Genomic DNA, 14297 nt, shown 5'->3' with positions numbered 1-14297 from the left:
TTATACCTCGCTTAATATTTTCGTTCTCGCATCATCAATGCTCATGTTACCACTTTTAATCTTCTGCAGCATACTAAGATCACTGTCACTCAGCTTTAGACCTTCCATCCTTAAGGTTGCGGCTACTTCCTTTATTTTCTCTTCATCCGTATAGGATGACTTTGCCAGCTTAACAGCAAAAGGAATTCCTTCCTGTATAATCAACTGATTCAGTGCCATATTGATATACGTAGACATATTAAGGCCAAGCTTTTCTAAAATGTTTGTCGCGTTTTCTTTTACGCTCTCTGGTGTTCTCGCTTGAACAATTCCCATACTTTCCATAAAAGCACCTCTCTTTCTTGTATATTTATTATATGACACTGTCTATACACAATCAATCAGTAATTACTGGATTTTTTAGAAAAATTCTCTTCCCCTTGAATCTATCGCCAGTCAAATTGCACTGGCTTATTTCATATACCCTTGAATTTTATCTATCAATGTAATATCTGCCGGTAACCAGGCAACACTGTCTAACCGATCCTTTGTGAGCCATTTTGCCGCCTCTGCCTCTTTTAACTCAAGATGGCCCTTGGTAACCTCCGCCCAAAAACAATCCATTGAAAGATGAAAGGTCGGATAATCAAATTCGATTGTATCGATCCATTCACCAACCTTAATTTCTGTATCCAGCTCTTCCATAATTTCTCTTACAAGAGCCTGCTGCGGTGTTTCTCCCGGTTCTACTTTTCCGCCCGGAAATTCCCAGCCCCCTTTTAATTCCCCGTAACCCCGTGCCGTCGCAAATATTTTATTCTTCTCTTTTATGTTGTCGCAAATAACCGCTGCAACTACTTTGATTGTTTTCATGTCTTTTATTCCTCCAACCATTATGCCGTAATATGTGACTGTAAGTATCTTAATAAATCCTCGCGCACTGCATGATGCATTTTCATAGTGACCTTCGTAATTGGCTGCATGCGGCCACGATTATCTTCCTTTTGGGCATTTCTGGCTTCTAATACATCAAATTGTCCCATATAGTAGAAGCTGGTCTCCGCATCTGATTTTTTTACAAATAAATGCTTTCTATCTGCTCCAAGTACATCCTTCATATAGGAACTGTCCAGACCTTTCCCAATCTGAGAATCCCATTTAAAAATCAGATTATCTTCAAAGGCATCTGCATAATCCGGTTTTCCATCGACATAGTTTTTTTCATCCTGACTTTCTTCTTTGTGATAGGTAATAAAAATAAAAACATCATTTTCAATTCGTTTCATACCATACATAATAGAAGATAAATCCTTACCACAATTCATAAGAAGGCTTACATCTCTTCTGGAATACTTTTCGTATAATACAAATGGATCCTCCGATTTTATCCCCGGTAAATATTTTTCCTTATATCTGGCAATGCCGACTTTTATAATATCTTCTACCTGTGTATAGAACGGAATATGTGTAAGTCTCTCCGTATAGCTTTGCAGTCTTTTGATCATTCCTGCCGGATCGTTTTCCAGAATATCAATCTGACAATATTTCTGATATTCTGCTTCTTTACTTACAAAATGTCCCTGCAGCACCTGGACTGCTTCCTTTACCCGGGATGTGCTGATTTCAATTCCATAGGTATTTTGATACTCTTTTATAAAATCTGCCACCGCGATATGATCTCTATGGAGCAATTGACTTAATATTACAAGCTCATCAGGACGCACTCCGGAAAGAACCGTTTTGGACAAATACTCCAGCGTTAATTTCTCCTGTTCGTTTAGCACATTCTTGTATTTATCCTGTTCCATCGCCACCATAAAGGCATCATATGTCTTATATTCTCTGATAATTACCAGTGGGTCAATTTCCTGATTTTCATAGAAATCATACAGAAGCGGAATCCGTCCTAACCGATTTTTCAAAGAAACATAGCTTTCTTTGATCAGTGTTTTCATCCCTTTGATCTTGTCGATAGACTGAAATATCTTATCCTTGGAAATCTCATCAAAATGAACCGTTGAAGCACCGGGTATTGTACTATTTCCACTGATGACATATTTGCGGATCACGTCAGCATTATAAGTCCGGTCTCCTGATAAAGCCACTGGAATCATAAAGTTATTATTGTAGTTTCCGATAAAATCCAAAATAACAACGTATTCTTTCCCAGGCGCCTTTCTAAGTCCTCGTCCCAGTTGCTGAATAAATACAATCGGAGACTGGGTCGGCCTAAGCATAATAACCTGATTCACCTCAACGATATCCACGCCTTCATTTAATATATCTCGTGAAAAAATAAAATCCAAAGGCTGCATCTCTTGCGTTGCATCCGTTTCCTCCATTGCCAGTCTCTCAAATGCTTCCTGCCGTTTTTCTTCACTGTCCTTACCGCTAAGAGCAACTGTTCGATATCCGTGCGCATTAAACTTTCTCGACAATTCTTCGCACTCTTTTACACGACTGCAAAAAATAAGTCCTTTTACACGCTCACCGCTATATCCGTAATACTCTGACTGCTCAATGATATGCCTTACTCGCTCATCACTGGTCAGCAGATTGAATATTTCTCCAGCGACAGGATTTCTTCGCTTTTGGCAATTTCTCTCTGGTGTTTTACGATATTATAACGTTCTTTGTAAACTTCATAAAAATCATCATAGGGTAAAGCATACTCACTGTTCCAAAGATTCTGAAACTCGTCTACAATTTCTTCTGCAATCTCTCCGCTTTCTGTAGAAATCAGTTTTGTATTCCATTCTTTATTTACCGTCAACGCCGCACTTGTCATATTGGAGCTTCCGATGATGATCCGGTAAATTTCTTCTTTTTTGAAAATATATCCTTTCGTATGAAACCCATTTCCTGCTGCTTCCACATCGTACATCTTCAATGTAATATTCTTTAATCCATTGAGTTTTTCAAGTGCTCTCGGTTCGCTGAAATTCAGGTAATTTGTCGTAAGGATCTGCCCCTTAACGCCCTTTTCTTCAAGCTCTTTTAATGTCTGCAGGAGTGGTGTCACACCGCCCATCGTGATAAATGCAACGCTGATCTGAAATTCTTCGCAGCGCAACAGCTCATCCTCCACGGATGAAATAACCTTCTTCCCCTCTTCCGGATTATTCGATACAAATGCCGGCTTATACGCCAGATTTGCCGCAGAGGAACCATTTATATAAGCGGCGCTCAGGCCGCTTTTCAATTCATTGATCACATTCGCATTCACCGATCTAATTCTTCCTCTTATTTCAAATTTCTAAATGTCTATTAAAAAGAATCTCTTGTTCTTTATTATACCTTACCTATAATAAATTGTCATAAATAACTTCCCTAAAATCCGATTTCTATTTTTGTTACCACAACATTGTGTATTCTTTTTCACAGCAGCATCTGCTCCACGATATTTGGATAAAGAAAACCGATGGCTTTGACTGTTATCCGTCTACACCATCGGTTTTCTCAGCTTCCGCCAACTCTGAACCAATATTGATTTTACAAATGAGGATATTCAGCCAAACTGATTGCGCTTGCCTGCATCAGTCTTCAAAGCCAAATAGCTTGAGCGCATTGCCGCGCCAGATCTGCCCAGCCGTATAGCAGGCCTCTTCACAGCTGAGGTAGCCTTCCTGACACATCTCTGAGAGCACTTCCGACACCACCCGACGGAATGCCAAAACAGCACCGTAACTTTCCTCAGAGGTCCATGTATCACAGCCCCAGAGGATGCGATTGCTTCCACCGATCTCCAGCGCTTCCCGCAGGAATCGTTTCGCTGCCGATGTGCTGATAAGGGGCAGCCAGCAGAGATCTGCATAGACATTGGAATAGCTATGCAGAAGTCCCAGGAGATCATCCATCCAGTTGCAATAGCTGTGATTGTATAAGAATTTCACCCCCATGTTCTGAAACTGGTCATCCGGTAAATGGTGACAATGGGTATCAATTCCACGGAGGCCGTCCAAATGCTGCAAAATCGCCGTACTAACATCGTCTCGGTTCGGGATATGTTCTGTGTTTTTCTGCATAGCAGCTTCTCCTTTTGCATTGAAATGAAATAAAACAAAGGTGCAACTACCGAAAAATATTGTATTATCCTTATAGTACCAAGCCGCTGACGCTGTGACTAGCCCTAAATACAGGAAATCACTGCCTTTTTAATCTCATTTTTCCATAAATTTTTATTGCTCCGTCCCAGTCACCTCTACATTTTTGAAATAATTTGTCTCGCAACATATACTCCACTTGCTGAAGCGTGGGACAGAGAATGAGTAATACCGCTGCCATCACCAATAATATAAAGTCCTTCATGGCGAGTCATCAGGTTGTGGTCCAGCTCCACTTCCATATTGTAGAATTTTACCTCTACACCATACAGTAAGGTATCATCACTGGCAGTTCCCGGTGCGATTTTGTCCAGAGCATAGATCATTTCAATAATACCGTCTAATAAACGTTTCGGAAGGACAAGACTCAGATCACCTGCCGCTGCGTTTAAAGTCGGAACAGTAAAGGATTCGCTGATTCTTTCTTCTGTACTTCTCCGGCCTCTGATCAAATCCCCAAAACGCTGGACAATCACGCCGCCACCCAGCATATTGCTTAATCGAGCAACACTTTCTCCATATCCATTAGAATCTTTGAAAGGCTCTGAAAAATGCTTTGCAACAAGCAACGCAAAGTTTGTATTATTTGTCTGCTTTGCCGGATCCTCATAGCTGTGACCGTTAACAGTAACAATGCCATTTGTATTTTCGTTTACGACTTCTCCTTTTGGATTCATACAGAAGGTACGCACCAAATCTTCATACTTTGAGGTTCTGTACACAATCTTGCTTTCATATAATTCATCCGTCAGATGTGCAAAGATTCCTGCCGGAAGTTCCACTCGAACTCCGATATCCACACGATTCGAATTCGTATTAATGCCCAAATCCTGACAGACATTTTCCATCCATTTACTCCCACTGCGTCCTGCGGAAATAACGCATTCTTTACCATCATAATAGGAATCTTCATGATAGATTCGATATCCGCTATCCAGTTTTTCTACTTTATCAATGAAACAATTGAAATGAAAATCAATCTTTTCTTTCAGATGATCATATAAATGTTCCAACACAATATAGTTAATATCTGTTCCCAAATGACGAACAGAAGCATCCAATAAATGTAAACCATTTTGCATGCAGCGTGTCTTCAGACTTGATCCTGCAGTAGAATACAGTTTTGTTCCTTCTCCACCAAACGCAAGATTGATCTTGTCTACATATTCCATTAATTCCAATGCAGATTTTTTACCAATATACTCGTATAGCGTCCCACCAAAATCATTGGTGATATTATATTTACCATCAGAAAATGCACCTGCACCCCCAAAACCACTCATGATAGAACAGTTTTTACAATGAATACAAGATTTCACTTTGTCACCATCAATCGGACAGTGGCGTTTTGTTAATTCATTTCCCATTTCAAAAACAGCAATACTTAAATCCGGTCTTTTCTCTAATAATTCGTATGCAGTAAATATTCCTCCCGGTCCTGCACCTACAATTACAACATCATACATTATGTTTTCTCCCATAAAATATTCTTTCATAAACAATAGAATGCACGCTCTGCGAGCATTCTATTGTCATAAAAAAAGGTTGACTACGTAAAATGTAGTCAACCAGTTTGGCGGTTGGTAGAAACGTCTGCCCCTTTTGCAGACTTATACTCGAATTATTATACCTGAAATAGCATTCTAATACAAGAACATAATCTTTTTTATTTACAGATGACCGGGCCATTTGTAATGAAAATTGCGGATAGAAAAGGCCCTTCCCAAGTCCGCATGTACACCTGCAGCCGGAGAAGGGCAGAAAAATAGCCGGAACCGATAATCAGGCAGCTCTGGCTATGTAAATATTCCTATATTCTTTTGCTATTCAAAAATTCATTCCACCTGGCATTGGTTTCTTCCATTTCATGTTTCTGCATAATTCTGTTGCGGTCACTTAGTATTGCAAGCATTTCATCTGCAATTTCCTCAAGCGGCAGCTTTTTGTAATGGGACAAATAACCTATCATCCGTCCGGCTGTCCAGTCGGTATTAAGATTTTTCGTTATTTGGTCACAAAACTCCGCCGGGTATCCCCGTTTTATCATAATGTCATATAGTTCCAGGCTCTTAGGTGACTTAGGTTTCATATTACAACTCCACTCAATAAAAAACATCGTCCACAGATATTGCATTAAAAATATCCAATTTGAGTTCTTCATCAGAATCATACGTACAGGTTAGTATTGCAGCAAGAATTCTTCGAAGCAAATCTTCATCAATAGATCCAGCTGCTACATGATAACTGATATTCTCCATTTCTCGAAACTATGCCTCTGCATCAATCATTTATTTCCCAATGACCTGTTCTGGTTGAACCAACTCTCTTTATCTTGCCGTCATTCATCAGTTCTTTCATGATTCTCTGGACAGTTCTCCTTGACAACGATAATTCTTTAGCTAAATCTGTCTGTGTAATATACGGATTCTGTTTCAAGCCTGATAACAATCTGCCTTCCATATGATCAGCACCATGATTAGCGCCATCAGCGTCAAGAATAGCGTCATCCGTGGCGCTATCTGTCATCTGATTCAAAAGTTCCGCTAAAGTATTATCTATTTGAGTCAGCATGAATTCAATAAATACCGTAGATTCTCCCTCTACATGGCATTTTGCAATCGCATCATAATAATCATCCTGGAATTTTTCAATTTGGCTTTCTATCGGAATATATTCAAAAATAAGATTCCATTTAGCCAATATAGCTGTATGCCACAGCCTTGCCATCCTGCCATTGCCATCTGTAAAAGGATGAATAAATACGAATTCATAATGAAATACGCTGCTCAAAATCAGCGGATGCATCTGATCTTTCTCTTTCTTCATCCAGCCAAATAATTCATTCATCAATTGTGGAACAAAGCGTGCCGGTGGAGCCATGAATATGCACTCTTCACCATTAAATACACCTTCTTCACCACTGCGGAAATCACCGGATTCCTCTACGATGTATTTTGTCATAATACCATGAAATTTCTTTAATTCTTCTATGCTGTAAGGATCTATTTCAGCTATTTTTTCATAGGCATTATATGCATTCTTTACTTCCTGTATTTCTTTTGCCTCTCCAAAAACCAATTTCCCGTTAATAACATCACGCACCTGGCTTAGCGAAAGAGAATTTGCCTCGATCTTTAAAGACGAATGAATGGATTTGATCCGGTTATTTTTCCTTAGATGAGGTTTGTTTTCCATATTACTCATTACAGTAATACGCCCGACTTTTTCAGATACAGATGCCACATGAGATAATATACTATTTGTAATTGTAAAAGGTGGTTTATATCCGTCCATGTATTACTCCTTATCCTCTATCCATTCAAATATTCATTCCATCTGGCATTGATTTCTTCCATTTCATGTTTCTGCATAATTCTGTTGCGGTCACTTAGTATTGCAAGCATTTCATCTGCAATTTCCTCAAGCGGCAGCTTTTTGTAATGGGACAAATAACCTATCATCCGTCCGGCTGTCCAGTCGGTGTTAAGATTTTTCGTTATTTGATCGCAAAACTCCGCTGGATATCCCCGTTTTATCATAATATCATATAGTTCCAGGCTCTTAGGCGACTTAGGTTTCATATTACAACTCCATTACAATGATCTATTTCGTGTTGGATGATCTGTGCAGTCCAACCGGAATATTTGCCATGCTGCTTCTTGAAATCTGCATCCAAAAAATCCACTTCAATTTCTTTATATCTTGTACACGGACGCACCCCTTCCAGAGATAGGCATCCTTCTTCTGTCTGAAATGCTCCGGTCTTCTTTGTAATAACCGGATTTACCATAGCAAATTGAAATGGACCTGCTGCCACCACAATGATATTTTTCTTTACACCGATCATATTGGCTGCCATGCCAACGCAATGATCCAGATTTGCCCTTAATGTATCAAGCAGATCTGTAATCACCTGTCGGTCTGCCTCCGTTGCATCTGTAGATTTCTGAGCGAGAAACAATGGATCCCGCATAATTTTTTTTACCATATTCTTGTCCTCTAATTCCAGTTTTTCCAAACATCCGGCAGATAACCCAGGGTTGATTGCTTACTATTTCTAACCACTGGTGTCTTAATCACCTGGGGATTTTCAAGAACCTTTTCAAGCTTATCATCAGCAGCAATATACTTTATAAGGGCAAGCAAATCCTTGTCCTTGCCATCCCAGTTGACCATGTTATCCAATCCACCATTTGCCTGAGCTACGGAATTGAATTCCCCTTTGCTCATGCCCTTTTCCTTCATATCAATGAACTGATACTTTATGCCACGCTCTTTGAAAAAACGCTCTGCTTTTCTTGTATCACTACATTTCTTTGTCCCGAATATCTGTATATTCATATCATCTTTCCTTCGCCATCAATATAAGTTTTTCAAATGACTGTACAAGCATCAGCATCTACTAATATCTGCATTTTTTCAAACCATTCTACCATGCTCTTTCGAGCTGGTCTTCATAAAAAGAATCTACACGTAGCCCATCAGACATTGAAACCATATACAAATCACTATTTATATCAATTATACAGTAATTACCTGAAATATCCAATGACGTATTAGAAAAGCCGCTTAGTCATCAAGCGGCTTTCATTAACGATTTGTCGAGTTAAAAATTTTTTCTAATTCATATTTACGAGTTAAAACGAGTTATCTATTTCAGAAAATAAATTTCTGAAATTTCTCTAAATGGTTACTGTTCAGACAGCAACCCGGCAGCGTCAGGACTGCTGTCTGACCACTGCCGGGTTCCCTCTGATATCCTTCTATAAAATTTACCGGAAAATCATCTGTGCAAAGTCTGCAAAGCATGATCTCCACACATTCCAATCATGTCCTCTTTCCTGTTTCTGTCATGTCTGTTTCCAAATACCAGTACCTATTATATCAGTTTTTATTTCGTTTGTAACCGGGTAAGAATACTGCTTATATCCATCTTCTTTTCGACTGCAGTAAACGCAACGTTCTCTCCATCGTGGATGAGGCTCCAGATTTCTCCGTATGCCCTCTTTTCAAGAAGCTCCGAAAGGAGGAAGGTGGAGATTGCTCTCTTTGTAGCGAAGATAATCCTTCTCACGCCCTGTTTTCTGAGCGCTTCGATGTCCTCCATTTTTCCCGTCAGCATGGCAAAATCGGAATCCGTTGCAATTGCCAGCACGTCTTTCTTCTGCGCGGTAGCAAAAATCATGGCTTTTCCGTCCTGACCTACTACCTGATAAAAATGTCCTTGTACGGGAGCCTTGTATCCTGTGCTTTTTCCATTTCCCTGTACCGGCTCTGATGCAGATGTCTGCATTCTGTATTCCACAGGTGCTGCGGTTTCACCGGGAGATGCCGGCTCCGGTATTACCAGTGTTCCGATCGGAAGTTCCATTTCGCTTCCGTCAATCTTGATTATGCAGGTTACCGGATAGCTTCCGGGAGCAACAGGTACAGTTTCGCTGCCATTGTAGAGAACCTTTTCTACGCTGCCCGCGCCGGTTGCTTCTGCCTTAAAAATTCCATTTTCCATCCTGATATCCAGCTCCGTCAGGTTTGTCGGGTTTCCTTCGCTGTCCAGGTGCATATTGACGTACTGCTTCAGTGCTTCTGTGTCACTTCCGCTCAGGCTGTTGATCGTTACGTCCGGTCCAAGGATATAATGTCCCTTACTGCTATCATGGTTGGAGTCTTGCCCGTCACCAATATAGCCGATACGGTTCGAAAGAACATTTCCTGCATTATCTACCATTCCGGTGTTCACAATGGCGTTGCCGACAATGATAATCTTTCCTGTCATATCCCATTCATCCTCTGAACCGATGGCTGCGCCCTGATCTCCGCCGTAGGCAGTGACCTTTGCATGATCCCGAATGATGATGATGCCGTTCATATTCTCACCATCTGAAGCGCCAATTCCGCAGCCTTCATCCGAGCCTGCAGCAATCACAGCAGCATTTCCGCCTATGGTAACTGTCCCGGTAAAATCCCCATCATCTCCAGCACCGATACCGGAGCCGTCAGAACCACTGTGATCTCCGCCTGCTTTGGCAGTAACCTTTGCGTTTCCATCAATGGTGATACTGCCTCTGAAATGGCCGTCATCTCCGGTGCCGATGCCCGCGCTGTCTTCAGCACCGGTTGCCGAAACCTGTGCATTCCCGCCAATCATAATGTTACCGCTTAGGTTCCCATCATCGCCGGAGCCAATGCCCGCACCCTGGTCATTGCTGGATACTTCAACCTGCGCATTTCCGTCAATGACAATGTTTCCGGACATTTCCCCATCTTCGCCGGAGCCAATGCCTGCTCCGTCTCCTCCGCAGTTCGGTGCTATATTGTCATCTGTTTTTACGGTTGCATCTCCTGTAATATGGATGTTGCCGGACATGGCCTCCTTCTCATGGCTGCCGATCTTGGCATTATGGTTATAGTCAGAACCAAGATCATCCTGAATCTCGGCCTTCAGAGAACCGCTTCCGTTTATGGTGACATTGCCATCCGAAACATGCAGTGCAGAGCCGGTTTCAGAGAAGATCTTGTTGTCTCCCTCCAGTGTAATGTTGGCACTGGAGCTTCCTGTAACATCAATCGCATCCTTGCTGCTTTTAATATTGATATCCTTAATGGTCACATTTGCAGCTGCATTATCAGACGCATTAATCGCAATTGTGTTTCCTGTCTCTACAGAGCTCTCCCGCTGTGTAATCACAGGAGCCTCATCCGGCACGGCAGAGCTACTGCCCTGCGTTACCGTCTGCCCGGAATTGTCTGCATTTACCGTAACGCTGCCATTTTCCAGATACCAGTTGGCGGCATAGGTTGTCATGGGCAGGCTTACGCTCATGACCAGTGCGATCATACTTGCTGTCAGCTTTTTTCTCTTCATTGGGTTTCCTCCCTCTTTTCCTTTTCCATTTTTTACATTATCCCCTGCAATGAAAATTCATAGTGCATGGCAAGTGCTTTGAACAGCTTCTGCATCACCTGTTCAGAGATCGTGCGGATATCGAGTCCCTCCACGAATCGAATCACCCGCCCGATTTCTTCCTCTGGAACGTTATAGGCCCGAAGGCTCATCGTGAAAAATAAGCGAAGCTTCTTCTCCAATGTCAGCTCTGCATCACACGGATGCGCCATGTAACCTCGCATGATGCCTGCAGATCCGATCTCCAGCTCGTAAAAGTCACGCTCTGTCAGCTCCGGCTGATAGGATCCGAAAATCTGATACAGCTCTTTGGCTGTTTCGCGCTGAATATACTCACAGGCTTCCTTCTGGGTATAGGCTTCAATATAGATTTCCCGCAGGTTTTCATTCAGCTCTGTAAGCGTCATCTGGATCGCTGTTTCCACTGCATAAACATAGACCGGAGGGAGCTTTGTGCTCGCTGCACTTCTTGCCATCGAAAACTGATTCTCAAACATGAACTGCACAAGCTCTGTCAGTACGCCGTCCTTTGCACGGAAAATGTTCTGAAAGCTGCTGCTGGACACGCTGGACTTCGCGATGATTTCCGCCATAGTTGTCTTTTTGTACCCCTGCTCCAGGAAAAGTTTTACGCATACCTGCAGGATGCGTTTCTTTGTTGGTTCGCTTAAACTTGTTGCCAATTGTCCCCGTCCTTATTCTATGTGACTATCTTTGTTTCTTCATCTGGTCTATATACCAAATATAGCAGGAAATAGAGGTTCTTGTCAAGGAGTTTCTGGTTCGTGTACCAGTGCAGTGTGACAGACCAGAATTTAATATTGCTAACAATCTTCAAAATCTGTCAATGTTATTTCGAGTGCTATGGTTAGTATATCCTAAGCAGAATAAAACATAAAAAAAGATCTGTCACCCTTAGGATTCTTCCCAAAGTCAACAGATCTTATTTTTACCTTACATCTTCACAGACTCGTCAGCAGGGCTGCCATCTCCGGATTTGCTGAGGATCTTTGCCAGAAGCTCAGGATCTACGCCAGCAGGGGCAGCCGGTCTCTTATCTTCCGGCTCTACCGGTTCCGCTGGGCAGCGGAGGATTTCATCGCGCAATCCCTTCAGAAACTTTTGTTCGTAACTGTCGAAATTTGCAGAAATATAGATTTTATCAGTTATATCTTATATTTTCATGAATATGTCTTTGAGTTTCAGACGTAAATGTGTTACACTAGGTTCAACCACAGGCAAGGAGGTTTATGATCGTGATTAAACGTGAAATGTATATGAAGCGCATCCGTCCGTTTATCGGAACGGAGCTGATAAAGGTCATGACCGGTATTCGCCGGTGCGGTAAATCAGTCATGCTGGAGCTTATAAAAGAGGAGCTTGTGGAGTCCGGTATCAGCTCCGCTCAGTTCATCTCTATCAACTTTGAGAATTTGAACTTCTCTCATCTGCAAACCGCAAAGTCACTGCATGATGAGATTACGAAGAGAGCCGCAGAGATCAACGGCAAGGTCTATCTGTTTTTTGATGAGATTCAGGAGGTAAAAGACTGGGAGAAGTGTATCAATTCCCTCCGTGTATCCCTTGACTGCGACATCTATATCACCGGTTCAAACGCAAAACTTCTGTCCGGTGAGCTTTCCACCTATCTCGGCGGACGCTTTGTGGAGTTCGTTATTTACCCATTCTCCTTCGCGGAATTTCTGGAACTGTACCGTCCCATCGCACCGGATGAGCCGATCCAGAAATGCTTTCAGAAGTATCTACTATCCGGCGGTATGCCGTACCTTGCCAACATCCGCTACGAGGATGCTCCTTCCAAGCTCTACCTTCATGACCTGTTCAACTCTGTCCAGCTCAAGGACATTGTGAAACGGAACAAGATCCGTGACGTGGACCTGCTGGAACGCATCATCGCTTATGTGATTGCAAATGTAGGTACGACCTTCTCCGCAACTTCTCTGGCGAAGTTCCTCAAAAACGAGAAGCGAACCGTTGCACCGGAGACCATCCTGAACTACATCAAATACTGCTGCGATGCATATTTGTTCTATCAGGTCAAGCGTGAGGACTTGCAGGGAAAGCAGATCCTTGCCTCCAATGAGAAGTATTACATTGCCGACCACGGCATCCGGGAGGCTGTTTTCGGCGGCAATATGCGTGACATCAACCTCATTTTGGAGAACATCGTGTTTCTGGAGCTGCTGCGCCGGGACTACAAAGTTACAGTCGGGAGAACCGGAGACAAGGAGATCGACTTTGTATGTGACAAGAGTGGAGAAAAACTGTATGTTCAGGTTGCCTATCTGCTGGCATCCGATGAGACTGTTCAGCGTGAGTTCGGCGCGTATGACAATATCCGCGATAACTACCCGAAATATGTTGTCTCTCTGGATGAGTTCGACATGAGCAGAAACGGGATCAAGCACCGCAACATCCGTGATTTCCTGTTGGCAGAGGAATGGAATTAAAATGAAATCAGCTTTTGGGGTGAGTCTATAGAAGTTTACAAGCTGAGCTTTTAGGACGTTTTTCTCGGTACGCTGACGGTAGATACCGGCGCGGTGAGAAGCCCGCAAGGCCGAGTGGGAATCGTAAAACCGGATAGAGCTGCACGGGGCTGTCGCACTAACGTGCGACAGCCCCGTGTAAAACGATTATTAAATTGTTTATGAGTCAGATAAACTGAAAGTTTCACCTTATCTGGTTAAAACATGTTTGCAATATTTTGTACATCCACATTTTGGACAAGTTAACTTTCTTTTGGTAATTGTATGAGGTCCCATAACATAGGATTTCATATCAGGAACAAATCGCTCCTTGCATTCAGGACATTCAAAGGCTCCTGCTTCTCTGTCTAATACACATGCAATAGCGATTCCAATTACCATTATTACAAATCCAATCCCCATCAATAGCACTCTAGTCCATACCTGCATTTCAAACATTCCCGCAACAACAAATAAAGGTACTGCTGCAACAATTACCAAAACACCAACCATTGCAGACATTATAATCTTCTTTTTACTCTCTTGAGCTTCTTTCACTAAATTCACCATATTTTCCTCCGCTTTCTTTTTATAATCCATCGCTTGCAATCTTTCACCAGATAGAAGTTCATTTACTGTAATTTCTAGTTCATTGCAAAGTGGAAGTAACAATGATACTTCTGGGAAACCATTACCCCTTTCCCATTTTGAGATTGTTTTATCGCTGATACTAAGCTTATCTGCCAATTCCCGTTGAGTATATTTTTTTGCTTGCAACGGTGTACAAAGGGAACATAATAAAAAACTTAATAATGGACTGCC

At 42.1% G+C, this 14297-nt stretch carries 15 protein-coding genes and 1 riboswitch; of the genes, 1 reads left to right on the top strand and 14 read right to left on the bottom strand.

Going from position 1 to position 14297, the window contains the following annotated elements:
- The 13 genes from ACLTOQ_RS10500 to ACLTOQ_RS10440 all read right to left on the bottom strand — a co-directional run bounded on the left by ACLTOQ_RS10500 (position 1) and on the right by ACLTOQ_RS10440 (position 11669).
- The gene (locus ACLTOQ_RS10500) at positions 1-324 is read right to left on the bottom strand and encodes a type II toxin-antitoxin system RelB/DinJ family antitoxin (RefSeq protein ID WP_021915080.1); all 324 of its coding nucleotides are present in this window, start codon (positions 322-324) and stop codon (positions 1-3) included.
- Positions 325-450: 126 nt separating this feature from the next.
- Entirely contained in the window at positions 451-852 is a 402-nt protein-coding gene (locus ACLTOQ_RS10495; RefSeq protein WP_337560967.1) for a (deoxy)nucleoside triphosphate pyrophosphohydrolase, read from the bottom strand.
- A 20-nt stretch (positions 853-872) separates the two neighbouring features.
- Entirely contained in the window at positions 873-2417 is a 1545-nt protein-coding gene (locus ACLTOQ_RS10490; protein WP_412319368.1) for a DUF3427 domain-containing protein, read from the bottom strand.
- Between the two features lie 110 nt (positions 2418-2527).
- A complete protein-coding gene (locus ACLTOQ_RS10485) occupies positions 2528-3205 on the bottom strand; it encodes a phospholipase D-like domain-containing protein (protein ID WP_412319367.1) in 678 nt (225 codons plus the stop codon).
- A gap of 310 nt (positions 3206-3515) precedes the next feature.
- Positions 3516-4004 carry an amidohydrolase family protein gene (locus tag ACLTOQ_RS10480; protein WP_412319366.1) on the bottom strand — a complete coding sequence of 163 codons (489 nt, stop codon included), beginning with the start codon at positions 4002-4004 and terminating at the stop codon, positions 3516-3518.
- A 176-nt stretch (positions 4005-4180) separates the two neighbouring features.
- The gene (locus ACLTOQ_RS10475) at positions 4181-5548 is read right to left on the bottom strand and encodes an NAD(P)/FAD-dependent oxidoreductase (protein WP_412319365.1); all 1368 of its coding nucleotides are present in this window, start codon (positions 5546-5548) and stop codon (positions 4181-4183) included.
- A 75-nt stretch (positions 5549-5623) separates the two neighbouring features.
- Positions 5624-5718: riboswitch (purine riboswitch) on the bottom strand.
- Positions 5719-5892: 174 nt separating this feature from the next.
- Positions 5893-6171 (bottom strand): hypothetical protein, encoded by a 279-nt coding sequence (locus ACLTOQ_RS10470; RefSeq protein ID WP_337598536.1) that lies wholly within the window; start codon positions 6169-6171, stop codon positions 5893-5895.
- A gap of 191 nt (positions 6172-6362) precedes the next feature.
- Entirely contained in the window at positions 6363-7376 is a 1014-nt protein-coding gene (locus ACLTOQ_RS10465) for a Fic family protein (RefSeq protein ID WP_412319364.1), read from the bottom strand.
- Between the two features lie 17 nt (positions 7377-7393).
- Positions 7394-7663 (bottom strand): hypothetical protein, encoded by a 270-nt coding sequence (locus ACLTOQ_RS10460; RefSeq protein WP_262587101.1) that lies wholly within the window; start codon positions 7661-7663, stop codon positions 7394-7396.
- A complete protein-coding gene (locus ACLTOQ_RS10455) occupies positions 7660-8070 on the bottom strand; it encodes a peptide deformylase (RefSeq protein ID WP_021914346.1) in 411 nt (136 codons plus the stop codon). The genes ACLTOQ_RS10460 and ACLTOQ_RS10455 overlap by 4 nt, the downstream gene beginning before the upstream one ends.
- Before the next feature lie 11 nt (positions 8071-8081).
- Entirely contained in the window at positions 8082-8423 is a 342-nt protein-coding gene (locus ACLTOQ_RS10450; protein ID WP_021914345.1) for an arsenate reductase family protein, read from the bottom strand.
- Positions 8424-8973: 550 nt separating this feature from the next.
- Positions 8974-10947, bottom strand: a complete 1974-nt coding sequence (locus ACLTOQ_RS10445) for a hypothetical protein (protein WP_412319363.1) — start codon at positions 10945-10947, stop codon at positions 8974-8976.
- 32 nt (positions 10948-10979) lie between these two features.
- A complete protein-coding gene (locus ACLTOQ_RS10440; RefSeq protein ID WP_412319153.1) occupies positions 10980-11669 on the bottom strand; it encodes a TetR/AcrR family transcriptional regulator in 690 nt (229 codons plus the stop codon).
- 573 nt (positions 11670-12242) lie between these two features.
- Here ACLTOQ_RS10440 and ACLTOQ_RS10435 point away from each other — a divergent pair.
- On the top strand, positions 12243-13457 hold the full coding sequence (locus tag ACLTOQ_RS10435; protein WP_349173962.1) for an ATP-binding protein: 1215 nt from the start codon (positions 12243-12245) through the stop codon (positions 13455-13457).
- 228 nt (positions 13458-13685) lie between these two features.
- Here the strand turns inward: ACLTOQ_RS10435 and ACLTOQ_RS10430 are convergent, their stop codons facing one another.
- A complete protein-coding gene (locus tag ACLTOQ_RS10430; RefSeq protein ID WP_412319400.1) occupies positions 13686-14252 on the bottom strand; it encodes a helix-turn-helix domain-containing protein in 567 nt (188 codons plus the stop codon).
- Positions 14253-14297: the final 45 nt, after the last annotated feature.

It is taken from the genome of Gallintestinimicrobium sp., assembly GCF_046968865.1.
Lineage (GTDB): Bacteria > Bacillota > Clostridia > Lachnospirales > Lachnospiraceae > Gallintestinimicrobium > Gallintestinimicrobium propionicum.
This window is presented reverse-complemented; position numbering and strand designations above follow the sequence as displayed.